The 20305-nt window shown below is 61.4% G+C and carries 18 protein-coding genes; 7 read left to right on the top strand and 11 right to left on the bottom strand.

What is annotated here, in order from left to right; all coding sequences use genetic code 11:
- The first annotated feature begins 5 nt into the window (after positions 1–5).
- A complete protein-coding gene (locus BJI69_RS13045; RefSeq protein ID WP_052767042.1) occupies positions 6–983 on the top strand; it encodes a glycosyltransferase in 978 nt (325 codons plus the stop codon).
- Positions 984–986: 3 nt separating this feature from the next.
- A complete protein-coding gene (locus tag BJI69_RS13050; protein ID WP_046966393.1) occupies positions 987–1766 on the top strand; it encodes a class I SAM-dependent methyltransferase in 780 nt (259 codons plus the stop codon).
- On the opposite strand, the gene BJI69_RS13055 is transcribed toward BJI69_RS13050, so the two are convergent.
- From BJI69_RS13055 to BJI69_RS13105, 11 genes are all read right to left on the bottom strand, one after another.
- A complete protein-coding gene (locus BJI69_RS13055) occupies positions 1763–2785 on the bottom strand; it encodes a glycosyltransferase family 2 protein (RefSeq protein WP_046966394.1) in 1023 nt (340 codons plus the stop codon). The two genes, BJI69_RS13050 and BJI69_RS13055, sit on opposite strands and share 4 nt — an antisense overlap.
- Complete coding sequence (locus BJI69_RS13060) at positions 2782–3735, bottom strand: NAD-dependent epimerase/dehydratase family protein (protein WP_078023177.1); 954 nt, start codon at positions 3733–3735, stop codon at positions 2782–2784. The genes BJI69_RS13055 and BJI69_RS13060 overlap by 4 nt, the downstream gene beginning before the upstream one ends.
- Entirely contained in the window at positions 3698–5062 is a 1365-nt protein-coding gene (locus BJI69_RS13065) for a lipopolysaccharide biosynthesis protein (protein WP_046966396.1), read from the bottom strand. Before BJI69_RS13065 ends, BJI69_RS13060 begins: the two co-directional genes overlap by 38 nt.
- A 78-nt stretch (positions 5063–5140) precedes the next feature.
- Entirely contained in the window at positions 5141–5797 is a 657-nt protein-coding gene (locus BJI69_RS13070) for a PglD-related sugar-binding protein (protein ID WP_125903048.1), read from the bottom strand.
- Positions 5798–5800: 3 nt separating this feature from the next.
- Positions 5801–6970, bottom strand: a complete 1170-nt coding sequence (locus BJI69_RS13075; protein WP_046966397.1) for a DegT/DnrJ/EryC1/StrS family aminotransferase — start codon at positions 6968–6970, stop codon at positions 5801–5803.
- Between the two features lie 47 nt (positions 6971–7017).
- Positions 7018–8136: a glycosyltransferase family 4 protein gene (locus BJI69_RS13080; protein ID WP_046966398.1), complete on the bottom strand. Its 1119-nt coding sequence runs from the start codon at positions 8134–8136 to the stop codon at positions 7018–7020.
- A 22-nt stretch (positions 8137–8158) separates the two neighbouring features.
- Positions 8159–10144 (bottom strand): hypothetical protein, encoded by a 1986-nt coding sequence (locus tag BJI69_RS13085; RefSeq protein ID WP_052767044.1) that lies wholly within the window; start codon positions 10142–10144, stop codon positions 8159–8161.
- Between the two features lie 28 nt (positions 10145–10172).
- Positions 10173–12131, bottom strand: coding sequence for a tetratricopeptide repeat protein (locus BJI69_RS13090; protein WP_125903049.1), 1959 nt, complete (start codon positions 12129–12131; stop codon positions 10173–10175).
- A gap of 61 nt (positions 12132–12192) precedes the next feature.
- Positions 12193–12639 (bottom strand): pilin, encoded by a 447-nt coding sequence (locus BJI69_RS13095; protein ID WP_046966400.1) that lies wholly within the window; start codon positions 12637–12639, stop codon positions 12193–12195.
- 300 nt (positions 12640–12939) lie between these two features.
- The gene (locus BJI69_RS13100) at positions 12940–13380 is read right to left on the bottom strand and encodes a pilin (protein WP_052767047.1); all 441 of its coding nucleotides are present in this window, start codon (positions 13378–13380) and stop codon (positions 12940–12942) included.
- A gap of 262 nt (positions 13381–13642) precedes the next feature.
- A complete protein-coding gene (locus tag BJI69_RS13105) occupies positions 13643–14995 on the bottom strand; it encodes a glycosyltransferase family 39 protein (RefSeq protein WP_046966401.1) in 1353 nt (450 codons plus the stop codon).
- Positions 14996–15140: 145 nt separating this feature from the next.
- Between BJI69_RS13105 and BJI69_RS13110 the strand changes: the two genes are divergently transcribed.
- From BJI69_RS13110 to BJI69_RS23170, 5 genes are all read left to right on the top strand, one after another.
- Entirely contained in the window at positions 15141–17228 is a 2088-nt protein-coding gene (locus BJI69_RS13110; RefSeq protein ID WP_046966402.1) for an alpha/beta hydrolase family protein, read from the top strand.
- Between the two features lie 167 nt (positions 17229–17395).
- Entirely contained in the window at positions 17396–17575 is a 180-nt protein-coding gene (locus BJI69_RS13115) for a hypothetical protein (RefSeq protein WP_046966403.1), read from the top strand.
- A gap of 680 nt (positions 17576–18255) precedes the next feature.
- Positions 18256–18726 (top strand): hypothetical protein, encoded by a 471-nt coding sequence (locus tag BJI69_RS13120; RefSeq protein WP_046966404.1) that lies wholly within the window; start codon positions 18256–18258, stop codon positions 18724–18726.
- 167 nt (positions 18727–18893) lie between these two features.
- Positions 18894–19433, top strand: coding sequence for a hypothetical protein (locus BJI69_RS13125; protein ID WP_125903050.1), 540 nt, complete (start codon positions 18894–18896; stop codon positions 19431–19433).
- Between the two features lie 185 nt (positions 19434–19618).
- Entirely contained in the window at positions 19619–19906 is a 288-nt protein-coding gene (locus BJI69_RS23170; protein WP_211258460.1) for a polymorphic toxin type 44 domain-containing protein, read from the top strand.
- Positions 19907–20305 lie beyond the last annotated feature (399 nt).

A 20305-nucleotide genomic window follows, 5' to 3' on the forward strand; every position in this document is an offset into this window, starting at 1 on the left:
CCGTCATGGAATCGACGAGTGAAGTTGCCGGAGGGCGCCCGACCGTCGCTGTCTGTGTGGTCACGTACAACCACGCGGCCTATATCGCCGATTGCTTGACCAGTGTGCTTTCCCAGCAGGTCGACGCCGATGTCCTTGTTTGGGTTGGCGACGACATGTCGACCGATGGCACGAGCGACATCGTCGCCAACATCGCCAGGGCCTGGCCTGGGCGGGTTCATCATATGGTGCACGCCTCGCGGCTTGGGCCGATAGGAAACTATCGCGCCATCATCGAGGCGGCCGAAGGCGACTTCGTCGCTCACCTCGATGGCGACGATATCTGGCTGCCCGGCAAGCTCCGCGAACAGCTTGCTGCGTTGGCGGCGGCTCCGGGCTGCAGCGCATCCTGCACCAATGCATTGGTTTTTGACGACGAGCGTGAACCGGTGGGCTGGTTCAGCAATGCAATCTCGGGAATATTTGATACTGCTGCACTTCTCCGGCGCGGTAATTTCCTCAACCACAGTTCGCTGCTCTACCGCGCTGAGTTTCGGGAGCGCATTCTCGCGCTACCACCCCCTTTCATCGACTATCGGATGCATCTCACGTTGAGCGAAGCCGGGCCGATTCTGTACACGTCAAAGCCCTTTGTCGGCTACCGTGTGAACGCTGCGGGCTCCATGCTTCGACGTGATAACGAAGCCGTTCGTCGCCAGTATTTCGAAGCCATCGAGAAGGCGCTGCCCGCGGTGTCGCCCAAGGTTCGGGCGGAGGCCTGCGCGGACTTCCTCCGCCGTGTTTTTTTTCGCTCGATGAGCCTTCGCCGCGCCGCGCTGATCACCGAGTGGTGGCCCCTTCTTTCGGGCCTTTCCGGTGAGTCGCGCCCGCGGTTTATCGCGCGCTGCGCGCTCCAGGTGATTGCCGAGGGTATGCGACAGGCTATCCAGGCAACGGGGTCCTTCCTCCTTCGCGCTCGTCTGCGCGTACTTTATTTTCGGTAACCCATGTCGAAGCGTTTTTTGCGGATGGCGCACGCGGCCGTACTCGGCTGGCTCACACCTCGTAACCATGAGTGCGCCGCGTGTGCACGCCATGTTGGCGGATTTCTTCCTTATCGACGAGGCATGGCGTCCGTGTCTCCTGCCATGCGGCAGCTCCAGTTGAACGGAAGCGACGTCGATCACTTCGAGTGTCCACGCTGCGGTGCCAATGACCGGCTACGTCACCTTGTCCTCTATCTGGACGCGACCTCGCTCATGTCACGGGTATCGGGAGGGCGCGTGCTGCATTTCGCGCCGGAGAAGAGACTCGTCGAACGGATTGTCGCTGCCCGGCCGACGACTTACATACGAGCCGATATTGCGCCGACGTCAGCCGACATGGTTCGGGTCGACATGACGGCTATGCAGTTCGCCGACGATTCATTCGATGTGCTCATCGCGAATCACGTACTCGAGCATGTCGCTGATCTCGAGGGCGCGCTACGTGAGGTGGCACGTGTACTCGTCCCAGGCGGCCTCGCCGTTCTCCAGACGCCTTACAGTCGCGTGCTCCACCGGGTTTTCGAGGATGCGGGCATCCAGACGGATGCTGCGCGCCTCGAACTCTACGGGCAGGAGGATCATGTGAGGCTGTTTGGTAGCGATATTGTGGAACATATCGCCCATCTTTCAGGCATGACGCCCTGCGTCAGCACGCACGATGAGCTCTTGCGCCATGTCGACTTTCGCCGTCATGGCGTCAACCCGAATGAACCATTCTTTCTGTTTCGGAAAGACGCTTAGCGGACCGTGGGCAGCCCGTAACGCAGTAGCAGGGCCACTTTGCGAGGAAGCCAGGTAAATGCGCTGTAGTACCGCTTCGCGTCGACGGAGCGTTTTTTCTGAAGATCGCGCCGCAGCGTCATGAGTTGCACACGATGAACCCACGTCGCCGCGGCAGCAGCAAGATAGACTTCGCTCCAGAGTCGTCGATCCCGGCGCAGTAGCGTGAGGGTGGCGCCCTCGGCCAGCAGCACGAGCAAGTGGATTGCAAGCAGGACAAGCCACGCGGCAGAGGGAGTGAATATGGCCAGGAGGAACGTCTTGTTCTTCTCGCTTAGTGCTCGCCGGCGATACGTTGTCACCAGCCTGCCTTCGTCAACGCGGTTGCCACCGAAGCTTGCGCCCTGCCGGTGGCGGTATCCGGTGTCCGGGAGGCATCGTACGTCGTAGCCGCGTTGCCGGGCCGCGCAACAGAGATACATGTCTTCGGCGATCGAGCCGATCCACGAGGGAAAGCCACCCAGCGTGTCCCACAAGGCTCGCGGGAGCCACATGCAGGCGCCTATCACCATGGCAACGTCGTTCCGGTCCGCCTGAACGTTCGGTACCGGGTTCATGAAGGGATCGAGCAGACAGCCACGATCCACGAGCTGGTCCGTTGCCCAGTCTCGTTGAGGCAGCGTCAGGATCGCGTGCCGCGGCGACCGCCTGGCGTCATCCAGCAAGGCCTGGAGCGCACCTGGGAGCAGAGCTGCATCGTTGTTAAGAAGCAGCACGTAGTCACCGCGGCTCACGTCGACCATGCGATTGTTTGATTCGCAAAAGCCGATGTTTTTCTCGCTGTGAATAACCTTGACACCGTGATACGTAGCGAGAAGTTCCATGGAGCTGTCCGTCGAGGCGTCGTCGTGGACGATGATCTCGATGGAACCGTCAACTACCTGGTCCAGCACGGAGCGCAAGCAGTCATCGATGATGGCGATGCCGTTGTAGTTCGCGATGCACACCGATATGAGCGGGGCCGGGGCCGGGCTATTCATCGGGCGGCTCGCCAGGTACGTTCGAGACCATCGCGCAGATCGGTTCGGGGCACCCAGTCAAAGGCGTCCCTCGCTAACGCATTGTCGAGAACGATGCGATGCACGTCGAACGCGCGAGCATCGTGGTACTCGCGCGGAACAGCCTTTCCCAGGATGTCGCCGATGAGGTCGAGGAGGGTGTTCAAGGAGACCGGTACATGGCTGGACGCATTGATGGTGCGGAAGCCTGGCGATATGGATTTCGACAGCGCCTTGATCACAAGGCTGACCAGGTCGTCAACGAAGAGGTAGTCGCGCACGGCGGTTCCGTCGCCACGAACGAAGATGGGATTACCCGTCTGGACTGCATGGAAAGCCGTGGGAACGATACCGAACCCGCTGCGAAACGGCTGGCCAGGACCATACACATTGGAAGGGCGGAGAACAGTGATGTCGTGATCTCCTTCATGTGACCACGCACTGAGAAATGCTTCGGCGGCCAGCTTGCCTGCGCTGTAAAAGCTTTTCGGCTCGAGCCGTGCCTGTTCGGTCGCGTCGCGAACCTCGACATCACCATAAATCGCACCGCCCGTCGACAGGTAGACGACGCGGCGGGCGGGTGCGCCAATGCTGGCTTGTATGAGGTTGAGCAGTGGGCGAAGGTTGCTGTCGAGTTCGGCAAGAGGGCGGCCCGCGCTAGAGCTCGGTGTGCTTGAACCGGCGAGCCAGATGACGCCGTCCGAGGACTCGAACCATGATGCGAGAGCGTCCCCGGTCACCGTTGTCGCATCGACCCAGGTGGTGCTGTCGCCGGGCGGCAAGGCGCGCGGTGACAAGGCGATCACGCGGTCGCCCGAGGTCACTAACGCCCTGACCAGATGACCCCCGATAAATCCGCCTGCGCCCACGACCAGCCATGTTCGCGTGATCATTCTACCGACTCCTTGGGAGGACGAGTTGCAGGAATCCATCAATGGCGGGGTGGCCGAGTGCCCAGCCGATGATCAGATGCGTGGCGCCGGCAAGCGCCGCTCCGGCGCCTAACGACCACAAGGACGAGGGTAGCCAGGCTATGCAGCCCCAGGCGGTTAGCGCGGCTCCTGCGGTCGCCAGCGTCGTTGGAAGCAAGTCGTGTAGTTGACTAAGGGCGTCGTAGCCGATGCGTTTGCCCACGACGTAGGCGTTGAGCAGGTAGGACACAAGGCTGGTGATCACCGTCGACCATGCCATCGCGGGAAGACCCCACGGGGCGCTCGCGAGCAGAAGCGCGACCGCGATGGCTTTCTTCACTACTTCTACGCGAAGCACAAGGCGGGGTTGCCCCAACGCGTTGAGAACCACCAGGCTGAGTACGTGCGCGGGCCAGGGAATCGCGCCAAGGGTCAGAATCGCCAGGAGGGGGCCAGCGGGGAGCCACCGCTCACCGTAGACGAGACGAACCACGGGGGTGGCGTAGATGGCGAGGATCACCATCATCGGAGCGAAGGCGAACAGGCTCATTCGCAGCGCTGTCCGGAGAAGTCTGCGGACCTCCGCGATATCGCCGTTGACCGAGGACAGCAACGGTAGGCCAAGTCGGTTGAGAAGTGCGGCAGCAAACGATGTAGGGGCCTGTTGGGTGTTCTGAGCCAGTGAATAGAAGCCAAGGTCCCGTGCACTGAACAGCCGCCCGATAAGGACGGCTTGCAAGCGGTTGTAAGCGGTATCGATCAAGCCGGCGACCAGCATGTAGCCGCCGAATCCGACGATCGATCTGGCTGCCTCGCGGCGATAGTGGCCCCGCGGTCGCCAGCCAGACACGATGTACAGCATCGCCGCTCTCGAGCCGATAGAGGCGATTGCCTGGTAGACCAGCGCCCAGGGGCCAAAGCCCATGGCGGCAAGAACAATGGCGATCCCCCCGGAAATCAGCGAGCTCGCGACTTCAACTCGAGACCGCGTCTGAAAGCGAAGCTGCTGCGTCAGCAGTGCATCGGGAACCACGGCAAGAGCGTTCAAGGGGAAGACCACTGCCAGGACGAGGCAGAGACGGGAGACTTCCGGCCTGCCGTAGAATGCCGCGATGAACGGCGCTCCTGCGATCAGCGCTGCGCAGGCGACCAGCGAGATTGCCACGTTGATGAAGAAAGCAGACGTTTCTTCGTCGTCAGTCGTGCGCTGACGTTGGATCAGCGCAAGGCCGGTTCCGGAGTCGACGAATACATTTCCCAGTGCTGTGAACACAAGCACCATGGCGACGATGCCGTAGGCAGCGGGATCGATAAGATGCGCCAGCACAACGGTGACGCCAAACTGCAAGGCGTAACGAATGCCTATTTCGAAGCCACTCCATCGAGTGGCATGTCTGATGCTTCCCGGCGCACTCACGTTGCCACCTCAACCGGCCTTTGCAGGCACGCCCATGACGCGGATGCCTTTCGCGACAGGGCCGACCACGCAGGCGCCGGCGGCGATAACGGCGTCGTCGCCAACGACGAGGGGTGCCCCCGGTGTTCCGTTGATGATCGTGGCGCCGACACCCACGAATACGCGACGGCCCAGCGTCACATGGCCAGCGATCCGGGCTCCGGGCGATACGATGCTAAATGAACCCAACACGGCATCATGCGAAATCGAGGCGCCGATATTGACGTGCACGTGATCGCCCAGCGTGATGTCGACGGTCAGGACAGCCCCTGGTGCAATGATGCCACCGTCGCCGATCCGGACCGAATCGTGACGTTGCACTGACGGGTCGCACAGGGTGACCGCGGTCATGCCACGAACCTCACACAGCGCGACCACGCGCTCGCGCAGTGCCGGGTCACCCACGGCAGCTACGAAGGGCCATCCATCGCACTCTCCCGATTCGAGCGTGTGCACCGCAATCCCGTTCAAAGTCTCTTCTCGGCGGTGCGCGGCTTCGACGACGAAGGCCAGGTCGCGGCGTGCCATGCCCATGCGTTCAGCGATGAATGCCGCTTCGCGGGCATGCCCGCCAGCGCCGAAAATGGCAAGCTTTGCGGATCGCGCGTGAGAGGAATGGGCTGCCATCACTCAGCCGATGCCGCGCGAACAGCTATACGCAATGACATCGCAAATAGCGTGAACGTCGTCCAGGCTCAGTGATGGACCGCTCGGCAGCACCACATTGTGCTCAGCAATACGCTCCGTCGCCGGAAGCGGCACGCGCAAGGGAAGAGATGCGTACGGTTTCATCTGGTGGCAGCCCGGCCAGAAATACTTTCGGGCGAGAATGTTCTCGGCGTGCAGAACGTCGATCAGGTTATCGCGAGACAATCTTGCCGGTGCATCGATCGAAGCGACGATGTAGTGGAAGTTGTTTTCCTCCGCGTCGTCATACTCGACCATGGTCACGCCGGGCACGCCGGAAAGTCTCTCGCGATAAATCTCGTAGCGCTCCCGGTTGGCGGCGACGAAGCCATCGAGGGAGGCGAGATTGGTCAGGCCCATGGCGGCACTGGCCTCGATCATCTTGCCGTTCGTGCCCGGGTGGATCACGTTGTCGTAGCCGGCAAATCCGAAATTCCGCATCAGCCGCATGCGTTCGGCGAGCGCGTCATCGTTGGTAACGATGGCACCGCCTTCGAGAGTGTTGAACACCTTGGTCGCGTGAAAGCTGAGGACCTCGCAGGCACCGAAGCCGCCGATCCGCTTTCCGTTGTGGGTGCAGCGATAGCCGTGCGCCGCGTCGAACATGAGTTGCAGTCCGAACTCATCTGCGATGGCGGAGAGGCCCTCGACATCCGCCGGACGGCCCCATGTATGCACCGCCATGATGCCCGTGGTGCGTGGGGTGATGGCGGCGCGTACGGATGCAGGGGAGAGATTCTGCGTTACAGGATCGACGTCGGCGAAAACCGGCGTAAGACCCTGCCAGGCAAGCGCGTGGGCTGTGGCGATGAATGTCCACGAGGGAACGATGACCTCGCCGGTGAGACCCAAGGCACGGATGGCGATCTCCAGCGCCACCGTACCGTTGCAGATGGCAACGCAATGGCGAACGCCCAGATCCTCAGCGATACGTCGCTCGAATTCCTGGACGAGAGGGCCATTGTTGGTCAGCCAGTTGCGGTCGAACATCGCTTCCATGTGAGCCAGGAAAACGCTGCGGTCCCCGGTATTTGGCCGGCCGACGTGGACCGGCTCGCGAAATCGCGGTGGCGCACCGTTGATGGCGAGAGGGAAGGTGGTGTCTATGCTCATGGGTTCACCGACGATTCGCTCCAGTGTGACGTTAGCCGGACTGCCGTTCAATGGCCGCGGCCTGCGCGCGTCATCAGTCGATGGTAGATCGTCGCATAGCGGGCGCCTGCGTCGTCCCAGGTGCCGAACTTGGCGAGGGCGTCCTTTCGTGCCTGCTCGCCTACCGAGATGTTCGTTCGGCCATCTTCCAGAGCGGCGATTGCGTTGGCATAGCCCGTTGGATCGGAGCACAGGAAACCGTCGACCCCGTTTTCTATCATGGTGGCGTGGGCGGGCATGTCCGACGCGATGATGGGAAGGGATGCCGCCTTTGCCTCGAGCATGGTCTGGGGGCGCCCCTCGGAATGCGTGCTCAGTGTGATCAGGCCCTGAGCGCGCGGAAACCAATGGGTCGCGAGCTCTTCCGGCGTGGCCGGCCCATGCCAGCGAACCCAGTCGGGAATCGCGATCTGCTCCTGCATTGGCCCCAGGAGGTGCAGCGTTCGGCCGCCATGGCGGAACAAGGGTTCCGACCACTCGAAGAGAGGGCCGAGCTTATTCGCCGTCAGGCGCGTCACCGCAATCCACTCCGCCGGCTCGACGATGGTCCGCTGCACGTCGTACCACGTGCTGTCGATCCCGAAGGACACCGGAATGACTTCAGCCAGGTCTCCGAAAGCGCGTTCGAGCACGGGGACCATCCATTCCGCGTTGGGGCACAGGGCGACCGGTCGGTTCAGGAACGTACGTCGCAAGAGATGCCGCATGCCAGGGATGCGCAGGAGGTTCAGATCGTTGCCGAGCACCGATACGACGACCGGCTTGCCGTCGGCCGGCAGCGGCAACGCGCACTGTAGCCAGTTGACGTGGTAGAGGTCGGCACTGGTTTCGCGACGATAGGTGTTCCAGAGCATGCGAAGCAGGCGCAGCGGTGCGTCGAAGCCGCGCCAACCCTTTTCTCTCATCAGGTGCGAAATGCCGCCGGCCTTCATGAGACTGCCCAGCCAGGCCGCTTCCGTGGCGGTGGTCACCGATTCGACACGGGGGGGCAGTTTGCCGGGAGGCGCCCATAAGCTCAGCAGGAGATCCGGGCGGCGAGCGACACCGCCAGCAAGATGGCGAATGAAGACGCCACGCCAGTCACGCTCGTCCTCCGGGTAGGAGGTGCTGATCATCAAGACTTTCATGCGAGAGTCCGGCCGATGTCGGTCATGGTTCGTCAAGCTCCTTGGCACCCTCGCTATTCTCCTCGACCTGTATGCGCAAGGGAGCGAGTGAATTCTCCAGTCGGCCGCCGACATTCAAGGCTTCCAGGGCGGTCATGTGCTCGGCGACGGCAGCATGGTCGCCGAGCGCCAGCGCCTCGCGAATCACGGTGATGTGATACGCAGGTTCGCGAGGCTCTTTGGCGGATGCGGCTTTCGAAAGCCGGAACGCGAGAGGCGTGTCATGGAGGCCTCTCCATGCAAAATCGGCGTAGCCGGCGAGGAGCCTCGCGCGAGGATTCGGGTGCGCAAGGGCTGCAAGATACAGCTGAACGATGCGATCGGCGGGAAGTGCGCACGTGCCGCTGAGGCTACAGCTGCTCAAGGACGTGATGGCACTCTCGTCTTCGATCGTCGGTGACTTGGCATGAAGTTTTGCCACCATGGAATCCCACCAGGCGTCCTTGATTGGCCTATGCATGCGTGCGGCAAAGAAAATCAAGGCTTGCTCCGGAAGCGTCGAGGCGCCAGGCAGGACTGCCGCGCGTTCAAGCTGTCCCGAAACCAGGGGCGTGAAGGGCGACGACGGCTCATATTGCGACCCGATGACGTACATGCGCCCAAGTTCGTACTGCGCTCGCGGCGAATGTGGATTGCGGATCGCGAGTTCTTCAGCTAGCCCGACGGGAGTGGACCACCGATAGGCGGTGAAGGCGGTGAGGGCAGCCCAGTAGAAGATGGCCAACGCGAGGATGACATTGGCGACGCCCCGGCTCCTCGGCGAAGTGACGTCACTTGAGCCTGCCGCGGTCGTCATCGCTCTGCCGCGCAGAGCGGTCACGAGGGCGAGCATGACGCCCATGCTCGCAAAGTAATTGCGATGCTCGTAGATGAGCTCGAGTGGGATGACGGTGCCGGTCAGTGTGTGGCAGGCAAGCATCCAGGCGATGCCCAGGCCGACCAGGGGCGCGCGCTTGCGGACAAGTACGGCTGCTGCGACCAGGCTGACGAGTCCGGCGATGCTGATGAGGGTCGTCACCGGCGCGAGGAGGCCCGTCGAAATACGGAAATCGTCGTGATAGAACGAAAGGCTGCCGGGCGACGGGAAGATCGTCCAGGCGAGATAGTCGAACACGATTCTGGCTTCGCTCATCAGTCGCGTCGACATCGTGAATTCGCGCGGAGCCCAGGTGGACGCTCGAAGGAGTGCGGGACCGATCCACATGGCCCCTGCGATACCAGGGATGATCAGAATCACGATGAACAGCGCGATGACGAAGCGCGATCGCGGCAAGCGGCCACCCGTTGCCGCCGTCTGCCAACGGAAGACGAAGATTTCGAGCAAGAAGGCATACAGAGGCGTGAGAACCGCAGTCTCCTTCGCGAGCAGGCCGAATGCCGTGCAGGCGACGAGGCTCATGGTCACGGTCAGGCGTCCGTCTCCGGAACGGAGCATCCGCTGTCGACCCACGGTGTACCCGTACAGCCCGAGAAGTACGAACAGGTTGGCGAGGCTTTCCATTCGTTGCACGACGTACAGGACGGCGGTCAGATTGATGGGCAAAACCATCCAGGCCACGCTCACGAGTATCGCCGTGCGGCTTTCATGCAAATCCGGTTGCAGCGGATTGCGTGCCAGTAACCTGCGTGTGAGTAGAAAGACAAATACGCCGTTCAAGAGATGGATCACGATGTTGGTGATCTTCATCGGCACTGGATTCATGCCAGTGGCGAGGATGTTCAGCGCAAAACTCAGCGACGCAAGCGGCCGCTTGAAGTCGCTGGACGGCGACGAAAGGGCCGCCGAGATCAAGCTGGGTACCGAGGCGTGGGCAACGCGAAGATCGGTGTTATCGACGATGTTGGGAAAGTCGTCGAAGGTGAACGCGCCCGGAAGGCCCAAGACATAAATCATCGCTGTCGCAATGACGGCTAGTGCCATCCAGGCGGCTGGAAGTGCGCCGATCTGACGGAGCGTGGGCAAGCGCATCAGTGAATGCTTCCCGGAAACGGTACGGTCATTGGGAAGACTCCTTTGAAGCGTTCGAAAGCGCAGAGCGCAGGTGCACCAACTCATTGTTCCAATAGTCCTGATGACTCAGTACCTGGTCGTGTACCCACGCCATGCCCGTCGACGGGCTACGCATAGCGGGTGGGGTGAGTTGCGCGTACACGTCCAGGTGGCCGATTGCCAGGTCAGGTGCATTGGCTCGCCCGAGGGAGGCCGCTTGTTCGAGAGCCACATTAGCGGCGGGCAGGAGACGCAGGGCGGTGTCGAAATGCGCACGGGCAGCCGTTGTGTCGCCACGCGCAAGCGCCAGCTCACCGCGGAGATGCTCGATGTCCTGCATCCGTCCCGGAAGAGCTACCACGTGTGGATTCGTGGCAGCTCGGTCCAGCATCCTCTCGAGCGTGGCGGCGTCCAGCCCGTGGCAGGTCCCGCTGCGAGCGACTGCAATCGCCGGAGAGAACCAATTGAGCACGAGCTTTCCAGGGTCGCGCGGCGCGATCTGCAGGGATGTCCCGGCGAATGCAATGTCAGCGGCGTCTACGTCGCCGAGCTGGCAGCGCAGGTCAAGGATCGCCAACGCGACCTGCGGTTCGGCGGCGAATTCGGAGCGGTGAAGAGCCAGGCGTTGAAGTCCTCGACGCGGATGCCCGGCTTCGCCTTCCATCTGTGCGGCATAGGTTTGTGCACGCGCGGATCCCGGGGCGTCTTCGGCCCACATGGAAGCTTGCGCCACAGGATTGCCCCAAAGCTTCGTGACTCCGAGTGTGATCGTGCCCACGCCGACGGAGAGAAGGACGCCGATCGCAATGGCCCCGAGACGATAACGCAACCTGCTGAGCGCAAGTCCAAGAGGCCAGAATAACAATAGTGCTGGCAGGTAATTGCGGTGCTCGAAATAGAGTTCCAGGGGGATCGACGTGGATTCCACCAGATGCGCCGCAAGGTAGAACAGCACTGCCATGGCGAGTGCCGGATAGCGCTTGCGGTAGCGCCAGCCCAGGAAGATCACGATGCCGAGGGCCGCTATCGCCGGCAGGGTCCATAAGGGATCGAATAGCGAATTCGCAGCGGGGTATTGATCGTGAAACACGCTCCCGGCAATCCGAACGACCAGGGCAAGCTGTCCCACGTAGGTCCAGATGATGGTCGGTTCCGTCAGGAGGCGCTGTCCGACGGACCAGCCGCGGTACGAGGGCGAGGCATTGTCGATGCCCCTGCCGGCAAACCACAGAAGGCCCAAAACGACGGCAACAATCCAGGGCACGCAGGTGGACAGCAGCCAGCGCCGATAGCTCCGTGCGTTGCCTGCGAGCGGTGGAAGGCAAGCCTCGATGATCAGTACCAGCAGTGGAAGCAGGACGCCGTTGGCTTTTGAAAGAAAGGCGAGAACGGTGAACATGCTTATTCCGCCGACGACCCAGGCGCGTCCTCCGTCAGCCTGCGCATAACGGTGGCGCCCACTGAGCCACGCATGGATGCCGAGCAAGGTGAACGTTGCCGGCAGCATCGCTTCACGTTGAACGATGTACAGAACGGTCGAGGCAAAGAGCGGATGAAGCATCCACACGGTGCCACCGAACCAGGCGCTCATCGCCCGATCGCGGCGTGGCAGCTGGAGGACGCCGCCCAGGCGCCATAACAGGCCACTCAAAAGCGACCCGTTAATGAGATGGATCAGGAGGTTAGTGCGTTTGAACGGTGCGGGCGACGCGGGCCAATGGTGGGCGTCGAGCAAGAACGACAGCAGCGCAAGGGGGCGGCCAGTCGGGTCGGCGGTGCCCGACGTGATGTAGCGAAGGAAGGCCGGCCAGTGGTCGACCGGCCCCTGTGCGCCAAGCGCGGGCAGGTTAGCCCAGTCGTCGAAGAGGAAGTCGCCCTGAAGACCCTGCGAGTAGATCAGTAGTGTGGCGATCAGGGATGCCAGGATCCCGGCAAACAGGAGGGCAAGGGAGCGGTCGATACGCACGTGTTCCATCCAAAAAAAAAGGGGCCGTGAGACGGCCCCTTCTCGTGAAGCATGAAGCGTATCAGCTACGGCAGGAGGTCGGCAGGTAAGCGTCCGGCACGTCCGTACCAGCGCTCGTCTTGCAGCTCCAGCTGATCGAGCCGCCGTTGTCCGTTGCCGACAGGACGAGCTTCTTGCCAGAGATCTTGCTGTTGACTTCGGCGCCGCCGAACGTGGCCGTGATCTTGCCCTTGTCCGTGCTGGCGTCGACCTGGGTCACGTACTTGCCGGTGACAGAGGTAACCGCCGGCAGGCCAGCGGAGGTCTGCGTGCTCGGCCAGCGGCCCGTGTTGTTGTAGAACTCGGAAACGGCGGTCTTGTTACCGTCAGCGAGGTTCATGCCTTCCGACACCTGGGTGCGGATGAGGTAGTTCTGGTACTGCGGGATGGCGATGGCAGCCAGGATCGCGATGATGGCGACCACGATCATCAGTTCGATGAGCGTGAAGCCCTTCTGGACGTTCTTCATGGAGTTTCCTCGTTACAGTTGACTAACCGAAATTAAGTGACGCCCCCTGAGCCCTAGCCCCCTCCTCCCTAAGGGCGGAGGACGCTCCCTCACTTGCTTTGGTCAGGAACGACCAGGAAGCTCGCCGCAAAGCCTGCATTGAACATGCCACGACTCCCGCGACCGGCGTATTTCCTCATATTGCCGGTGCCGGGATTGTGCATCGGGTCACGCTTGCGGATCAACAGGAAAATTTCGCGGATTCAGTGAATTGCGGCACATTTGATAGTGACGCATAAGGTCAGGATGTGACGTGATGCGTCAGTTCGTGCGGCAGGTCGTGGGCAAGTATCGGTTGTCCAGCGTGGACTTGCAGACCCAGCCGATGCTCCCTGTGTTGTCGATCGGAGAGAGGGTGATCGTGCTTACCTGCAAGACCGCGTTTGCATCCGGCTTTTCGTAGGCAATAAGGATGGCACCCGTCGTCTGTAGGTCGATGGAGGACACGTACTTGCCGCTGATCGACGTGCCGACGGGCAGGCCAGCCGACTCATTGGTCGACGGAAACCGACCCGTGTTATGGCGGTACTCCCACACGGCGGATTTGGCGCCAGCAGCTGTGAGCAGTCCCTCGGACGCCTGCGCGCGGACAAGGTAGTCCTTGTAAGCGGGTATCGCGATCGCGGCCAGGATTGCGATGATGGCGACGACGATCATCAATTCAATTAGCGTAAAGCCGGTGGCTCGTCGCTTCATAGGCATGAACATGTGGTGGGGCCCCTGTGAGTCAGCGGGAGCGTCAGCACACTTCGTACCAAGGTCGCGGCCCGGTACAGATTTGTCGATATTTTGTGACGTCCATCGCGATTGCACGCTATTTGGAGTCAGGGGCTGCTGAGCCGAGGACCCTTCGGCGAGGGTGGAAGCGCAGGCGGCGGAGGGTTGCGGTCCCGGCGGCTGCCATGGGGCGGGACGAATCGTTGTGAGTTTCGCTTTTATCGCATTGGGTTTCCTTCGCGCGAGATCACGATGGATCCTGTGTCCCGACGACCCGCTTACGGAGGTAGGTCACGATGAAAGACACGGCCACGCAAGCCAGGACAATCTCCGCGGCCCGGTAGGGGGTCGAGTAGCGGGGGTCCGACTGGAGCACGCCATAGACCACGGTGACCCATGCGGCGGTGACGGCGAACGTGATCAGGGCGGCTGGCGGATCACGGCGTAATGCAACGACGATCAGGCCTGCCAGTGCCAGTAGTGCGAGCACACCATTGAAGATAAACGTCACAGCCTCGATCGCCTTGAATATCGGGTTGGTAACGAAAGGAGAGTTGTGCGTTGGGTACATGTAGATATCACCTGCACCAAGCCCAATCTCCCATCCCCACAACAACGCCGGCTTGCTGAGATACCACGCCAGGTAAGTGCCTGGCGCGTGACCCATGCGTGCCGCCATGGCCTTCAGGCCCTCGACGCGATCGATATGCAACGTGGCCATCTCGAGATTCATCGCATCGATGGTCTGAACGCCGACAGGGTCCTCGACGGACGCAAGTTGGGCTGCGGCGTGATACGTCGGCCAGGATCCCTGGACAAGGTTCATCTCGACGCGTATCGCAGGCGAAAGGGGTGCCGTCAAGTGGCTGTTCCGAATGCCCCATGCAAGCAACGGCAAGGTCGACACGGCAACCAGCACCAGTAGCAGGCGAGGAGGTAGCGAGCGTTTCGATGCAAAGGTACACGCAAGCACGACGGCCAATGGTCCGAGGACTGCGTTGGAAAGCGCGGCGAGTGCCATGCTCACGCCAGCGACGAGAACGTAACCCATGGAGCGCCTCACTGCTGCCTCACGCAGGGCAAGCGCTGAGATCGCACAAAGGGGGGCGGTGAGATTCTCTGAAAGTACGTAAGCCGGGATGCTGACCAGATGAGGCCACACGGCCATGGCAAGAGCAGCTACTACGAGTAGCCAGGTCGGCAGCGCATCGCGAATGGCAAGAATGACGCATGTGACGGTAACCGCGCCGAGAACCGTCTGGCTGAGAATGACCAGGGTGTACCAGTGATCGTAGTTGTCCGTGATCGCCATCCCCAGGGCGAGAAAGACGGGATACGCCGGGTCACGAAAGCCGTCGGAGATCGGGTTGGCCGAGCCAGGAGCGGCGGACGAGAACAGGCCATGGTGGAAGAGGTTCCACGCGTACCTGTAGTACTGCCCCGCATCGCCCCAATTCGAGTCACGAAAAAGCGGCTGAAGCACCTGGGCGTGGGTGACGAAGTACCAGCGCAGGAACATGGCGAGCAGCCCGCCAAGCATTGCCACGGCGATCGCGGTCCGCCCCGTCGCCGGTCGGCCGTTACCTAATGAAAAGCGCATGAGATCCCCTGCCGCCCTCGTTCACGGGGTGGCCATAAGCGGGCGAGGATACGCGAACCTGTCATGAGCAGCGACCACTCGCTGCTTGCAAGCGCAGTCTCTCCCCCGTACCGTCCTCCTCGAGCACAACCCCAAGGGAGCCCCCATGAAACCACTTCTCGTCGCGCTGGCCCTCGCGCTGGCGTCCGGCCCTGTCCTGGCCGCCGACGCCGACAGCGCCGCCCCGCATCCTTTCTCGATCCGTGACCTGGTCATGATGGATCGCGTCGGGGATCCGCAGCTGTCGCCGGATGGGCGCTACGCACTCTTTACGGTGCGCGCCACCGACTACGCCGCCAACAAGGGCAACACCTCGATCTATGTGTTGGACCTCAATAAGCCGCCGCAGCCGGTCAAGGTGGTGGAGAAGGGTTCGTCGCCGCGCTGGTCCCCGGACGGTAAGTCCATCTTCTATAGCGCGCCGAAGGACGGCGTTGCCCAGGTCTGGCATCGTGCGTTCGACGCCGATAATGGCAAGGGCCTGGCCCTGACGGTCCGGACCGGCGACGCCGTGACCTCGGCGCCCCTCGATGTCGGCTCGTTCAAGCTCTCGCCGGACGGCTCGAAGCTGCTGCTCAGCTACGAGGTCTTCACCGATTGCGCCGACCTGGCCTGCACCAAGGAGCGCCTGGACGGCCGTGAGAAGGACAAGTCCACCGGCACCGTCTACGACAAGCTCTTCGTCCGCCACTGGGACACCTGGGCTGATGGCCGTCGCAACCAGCTCTACATCGCCGATGCCAACGACGCTTCGCAGCCGGTGTTGCTGAGCAAGGGCATCGATGGCGACGTGCCGAGCAAGCCCTTCGGTGGAGAAGATGAGTTCACCTTCTCGCCGGATGGCAAGACCGTGTATTTCGATGCACGCATTGCCGGCAAGACCGAGCCCTGGTCGACCAACTTCGATGTCTATAGTGTGCCTGCCGACGGCTCGGCCGCTCCGACGAATCTCACGGCCGACAACCTGGCCTGGGACGCGAACCCGGTCGTGTCGCCGGACGGCAAAACCCTCTTCTATACGGCCATGAAGGATCCCGGTTCGGAAGCCGATCGTTTCGGTATCTGGGCTCTGGACATTGCCTCGGGCTCGAAGCACGAAGTCGATCCCTCGTGGGACCGCTCCGCCGGGACGCTCACGGTGTCGGCTGATGGCAAGACCCTTTACACCACCACCGACGACAACGGCCAGCATCCGCTGTTTGCGATCGACGTGGCGACGGGCAAGGCCACTACGCTGGTCACCGACGGTTCGGTCAGCGGCTTCTCGATCAGCGGCAACAAGCTGCTGCTCACCCGAGACGACCTGAAGCGTCCGGCCGATCTGTACACGGCCGACGTCAAGGGCAAGGGCCTCAAGCAGGTCTCGCACTTCAACGCCAAGCGCATCAAGAGCGCGCAGACGGGTGACTTCGAGTTCTACACCTTCAAGGGTGCGAACGGCGACACCGTGCAGGGCTACGTGGTCAAGCCGGTGGGCTTCAAGAAGGGCAAGACCTATCCGGTCGCCTTCGTCATCCACGGCGGTCCGCAGGGTGCGATGACCAATAGCTGGAGCTATCGCTGGAACGCCCAGACGTACGCGGGGCAGGGCTTCGCGGTGGTCACGGTGAATTTCCACGGCTCCACGGGTTACGGCCAGAAGTTTACGGATGCTATCTCGGGTGACTGGGGCGGCAAGCCGCTCGAAGACCTCAAGGCCGGCTGGAGCGCCGCGCTGTCGAAGTACAGCTTCCTCGACGGCGACCGCGCCTGCGCCCTCGGCGCGAGCTACGGCGGCTACATGGTCTATTGGATCGCCGGCGTGTGGAACCAGCCGTGGAAGTGCCTCGTCGACCACGACGGTGTCTTCGACGCGCGCGCCATGTACTACGACACCGAAGAGCTCTGGTTCGAAGAGAAGGAGAACGGCGGCACGCAGTACGATCACCCGGAAAACTACGAGCGCTTCAACCCGATCAATCACGTGAAGGACTGGCGTGTGCCGATGCTCGTCATCCACAGCGGCAAGGACTTCCGCATTCCGGAGACCCAGGGCCTGGGCGCGTTCACCGCGCTGCAGCGTCGTGGCATTCCGAGCAAGCTGCTGCATTTCCCGGATGAGAATCACTGGGTGCTCAAGCCGCAGAACAGTGTGCAGTGGCATGAAGAAGTGAATGCGTGGCTGAAGGAGTGGACGGCTCCTGCGGCCAAGTAAACTGATAGGAAGGCGGCGCCCTGTTCGGGCGCCGCTTCTTTTTGTCGAAGCGCTTGGCATACATGCCGGGGCCCACGGTCTGATGCGGCGTTCTTGAACGACTCCTTCCACCGCCATTGGGCGGGTATGACCACCGATGAGCTAGTACACGGTAGGATTGCGTTGTGATGAATCTACGCATGATGTGGACGGCTGCAAAGTTTTCAGTGGTAACGTGCGGCATCTTTTTTGCCGCCGGTCTGATCGTCGGATGGCCGCGGCTGTTCGATGCAGCCTTCAGTCCATATATTCAGTTCGGGGCTTTCGCACTGGGTCTGGTCGCGGCCAAGTTCTGGAATATTCGTTAGGTCAGTCACTTTTGTGCTGGCCCGAACGGAGCGAAAGATCGCAGCGCAAAGGTCGAGATCTGTTGTTTCGGTTGCGCATGGCTTCCCGAGAAGCCCGATAGCCGACCGCCAGCGCTTTAACGCAGTGCCGCAGTTTCTAGACATCATCCGGGGGCCCTGAATGCAGCGTTTGCAGTGCTCTACCTACATCCTGACGTCTTTGTTGGCTCTCACCGGTTGCAGTTACGATGATGCCGCCTTTAGGCCTGATAGCGAACCTCGTGCTACTCGATTGAATGCGGCATATAAGTCGTTAATCATTGGAAAGACAACCCGGGGCGAAGCGGAGCAAGCCCTGGGTCGTCCCTATTGCACGAGAAATCTCCGCGACGGTGATGTCGAACTCCGTTGGGGTGGCCCGATGACGCGGGTCAGAAGAGTGCACTTTCTGGGTATCGAGACAAGACGATACGTGGCTCACAACTCCTGGGCTTTTGCCTTGATCCTGCAGCATGATGTCGTTGTGCAAAAGAAGGACGTCGTTGTGAATGGGATCGATGGTTCCGAGCCGTGTGTGGAGACGTGTCCAGAATGCTTTGCGACCGCGTTGCTACCGTTGACGCATGGTGGCCGCGCTCAGGCTTCGTCATTAAATCGCGGCATCGCCAGGGGCTCAAACACCTTTGATGAGATGGATGGCCATGACTAGGGACCGAGGCGGTAAGCCTCCGTTCCTGAGCAAGGCTTTCCTCGCCGCGGCTTTTGTCGTGGCGTGCCTTTCATGTGCCTGGTTCGGTTTCTGGTTCGGCTTCAGCGAAATGTTCTTCATTCACGTCGACGGACGATATACCAGTGATGCGGCTGAGTTGGTCTCTCAGAAGCGCATCTTGCGCTGCCTGGAGGAGGACCCAAAGAGGGCCGCGGATCGCTTAAGGGAGATACTGACAATTCAGCGTCAGATACTCGCACTGGAACCTCAGCCTGTCGGGCAACTCGATCGGCTACAGGTCATCGTGGATCCGCGGGCTCTGTGGCTCATGATGCAGCAGCGGCAGGCCATCGCTGAAACCCGCGTCAGAATGACTGCGCTTGCATTGGACGATTCGCGGCCTGCCAGTTGCGGCGGCAGGGCAGCTGAGGAGAGGCGAGATGTGCACGAGCGTGATATCTGAGCTCGCTGGTCAAGAGAAGTGATCTATTTGTCGGCGAGTTAAACGACTATCTTGATCGAATGGGTGCTCTACATGATTGCGTAAGGGGCGGCGTGTACGGTTGACGGCGGATAGGCTTGCGGCGAGGATACGCTGCGGCCGGCAGCCGCTTCAGGGGATCAAGGGAAATGATTGTCCTGTTTCACGCACTGTTGGCGGTTTCCACGCAGGCCGCTGTCCCGCCGCGGGATTCGCGTCCCGTTCCTCACGATGCACCGGCGATGCCCTATGTCGCCCAGAACGCCTGCACGTTCGAGTGTTGCCAGTACGGGCCCTGGCGGGCGACCGGGGTGTCTATCGCGCTGGCGTCCGCCGCTCTTGGCGCGAAACCCGTCTTCACAGTGAAACCTGGTGACCAAGTCGTCGCCCGTCGTGGCATCGTCATCACCAGCAAGCCTGGCGTGACACGGGTGGTCCAGGCCGTCAGCCTCGGCTACCGCGATGGCGATAAGACGCCCCGGCTCGCGTTGAAACCAGGTGATGCGCTGCTCACCCTTTATCCGATGGGCGAGGCCTACGATCGCTTCTGGCACGGGGGAGAATTCTATGATGACCAGATCGATATGCCGGAGGACAGCTACGGCAAACCTCCCTTCTCTGGCGTCCTCAAGGTTGAGTCCCGGCCGATCTTCGTTTGGTGGGTTGAGGTCAGCAATGCGCAAGGTTAGTCGGGTGGATGGCGAATCCCAGGGCATTCGACGGGATGGATAGTTGTGCCTAGAGGACTCCCGGGGACTGGTGATATGTCCGCCAAAAAACATGGTTAGGGAAACGGATCGATCGCGCGATCCCGCCGCCTCGGCGCCGCCCGATGAGGCCGATATATCCGGACCTCCCGGCGAAGCATTCCGATATGGCCTGTTCTACGAGTTGGTGCGGAACGGGGGGGGCTTGGGACTTTAAGCAGCAAGGCTCGCAGTACGAAGACTACGGAAACTTTCATTACGGGGTCGTGGGCTCTGCTGAAGGGAGTCCACCTGACGTTCTCTCGAGAGCTGCCGGCTGGGCTCAAACGCGTTCTGGTAACTATGACCCCTCCAACGGTACGCCACTTGGGGATCCGCCCTACGGAGATGATCCTAAGGACCAGGATCAGATTGCCAAGGGAATCTGGCGGTACGAGCATTGTTATGGCAAGTAAGGCGCGCTGCAGGCGAACGATGTCCAGGCAGTCTTCGACAGGGTCTCTCCGAGAATGAATACCTTAAAAACTGCAGCCCTTCTCGCACTATCTTGCCTCTTCGGAGGGTGCTCAAGCGGAGCTGAAGAAGTTGTCCGAGCTCCGTCGCCCGGGAATGTTGTGGATGCATTGGTGGTCGAGTCGAGTGGGGGCGCGACGACTTCTTTTCTGTATGAAATTTGCGTCGTTGCCCACGAGATGAGGTGTGCCAGGGCGGATGTGGTTGCGGATCTATATGGGGCGACTCGAAGTGATCGAGCTTACGGTGTAAATGTGCGTTGGGTTGACCCTCAGCATTTAGTCATCGAGTACAAGAATGCCAAGCGTTCCACGCTGATAAGGCCAACGGTCAATGTCGGA

Source organism: Luteibacter rhizovicinus DSM 16549 (assembly GCF_001887595.1).
GTDB lineage: Bacteria > Pseudomonadota > Gammaproteobacteria > Xanthomonadales > Rhodanobacteraceae > Luteibacter > Luteibacter rhizovicinus.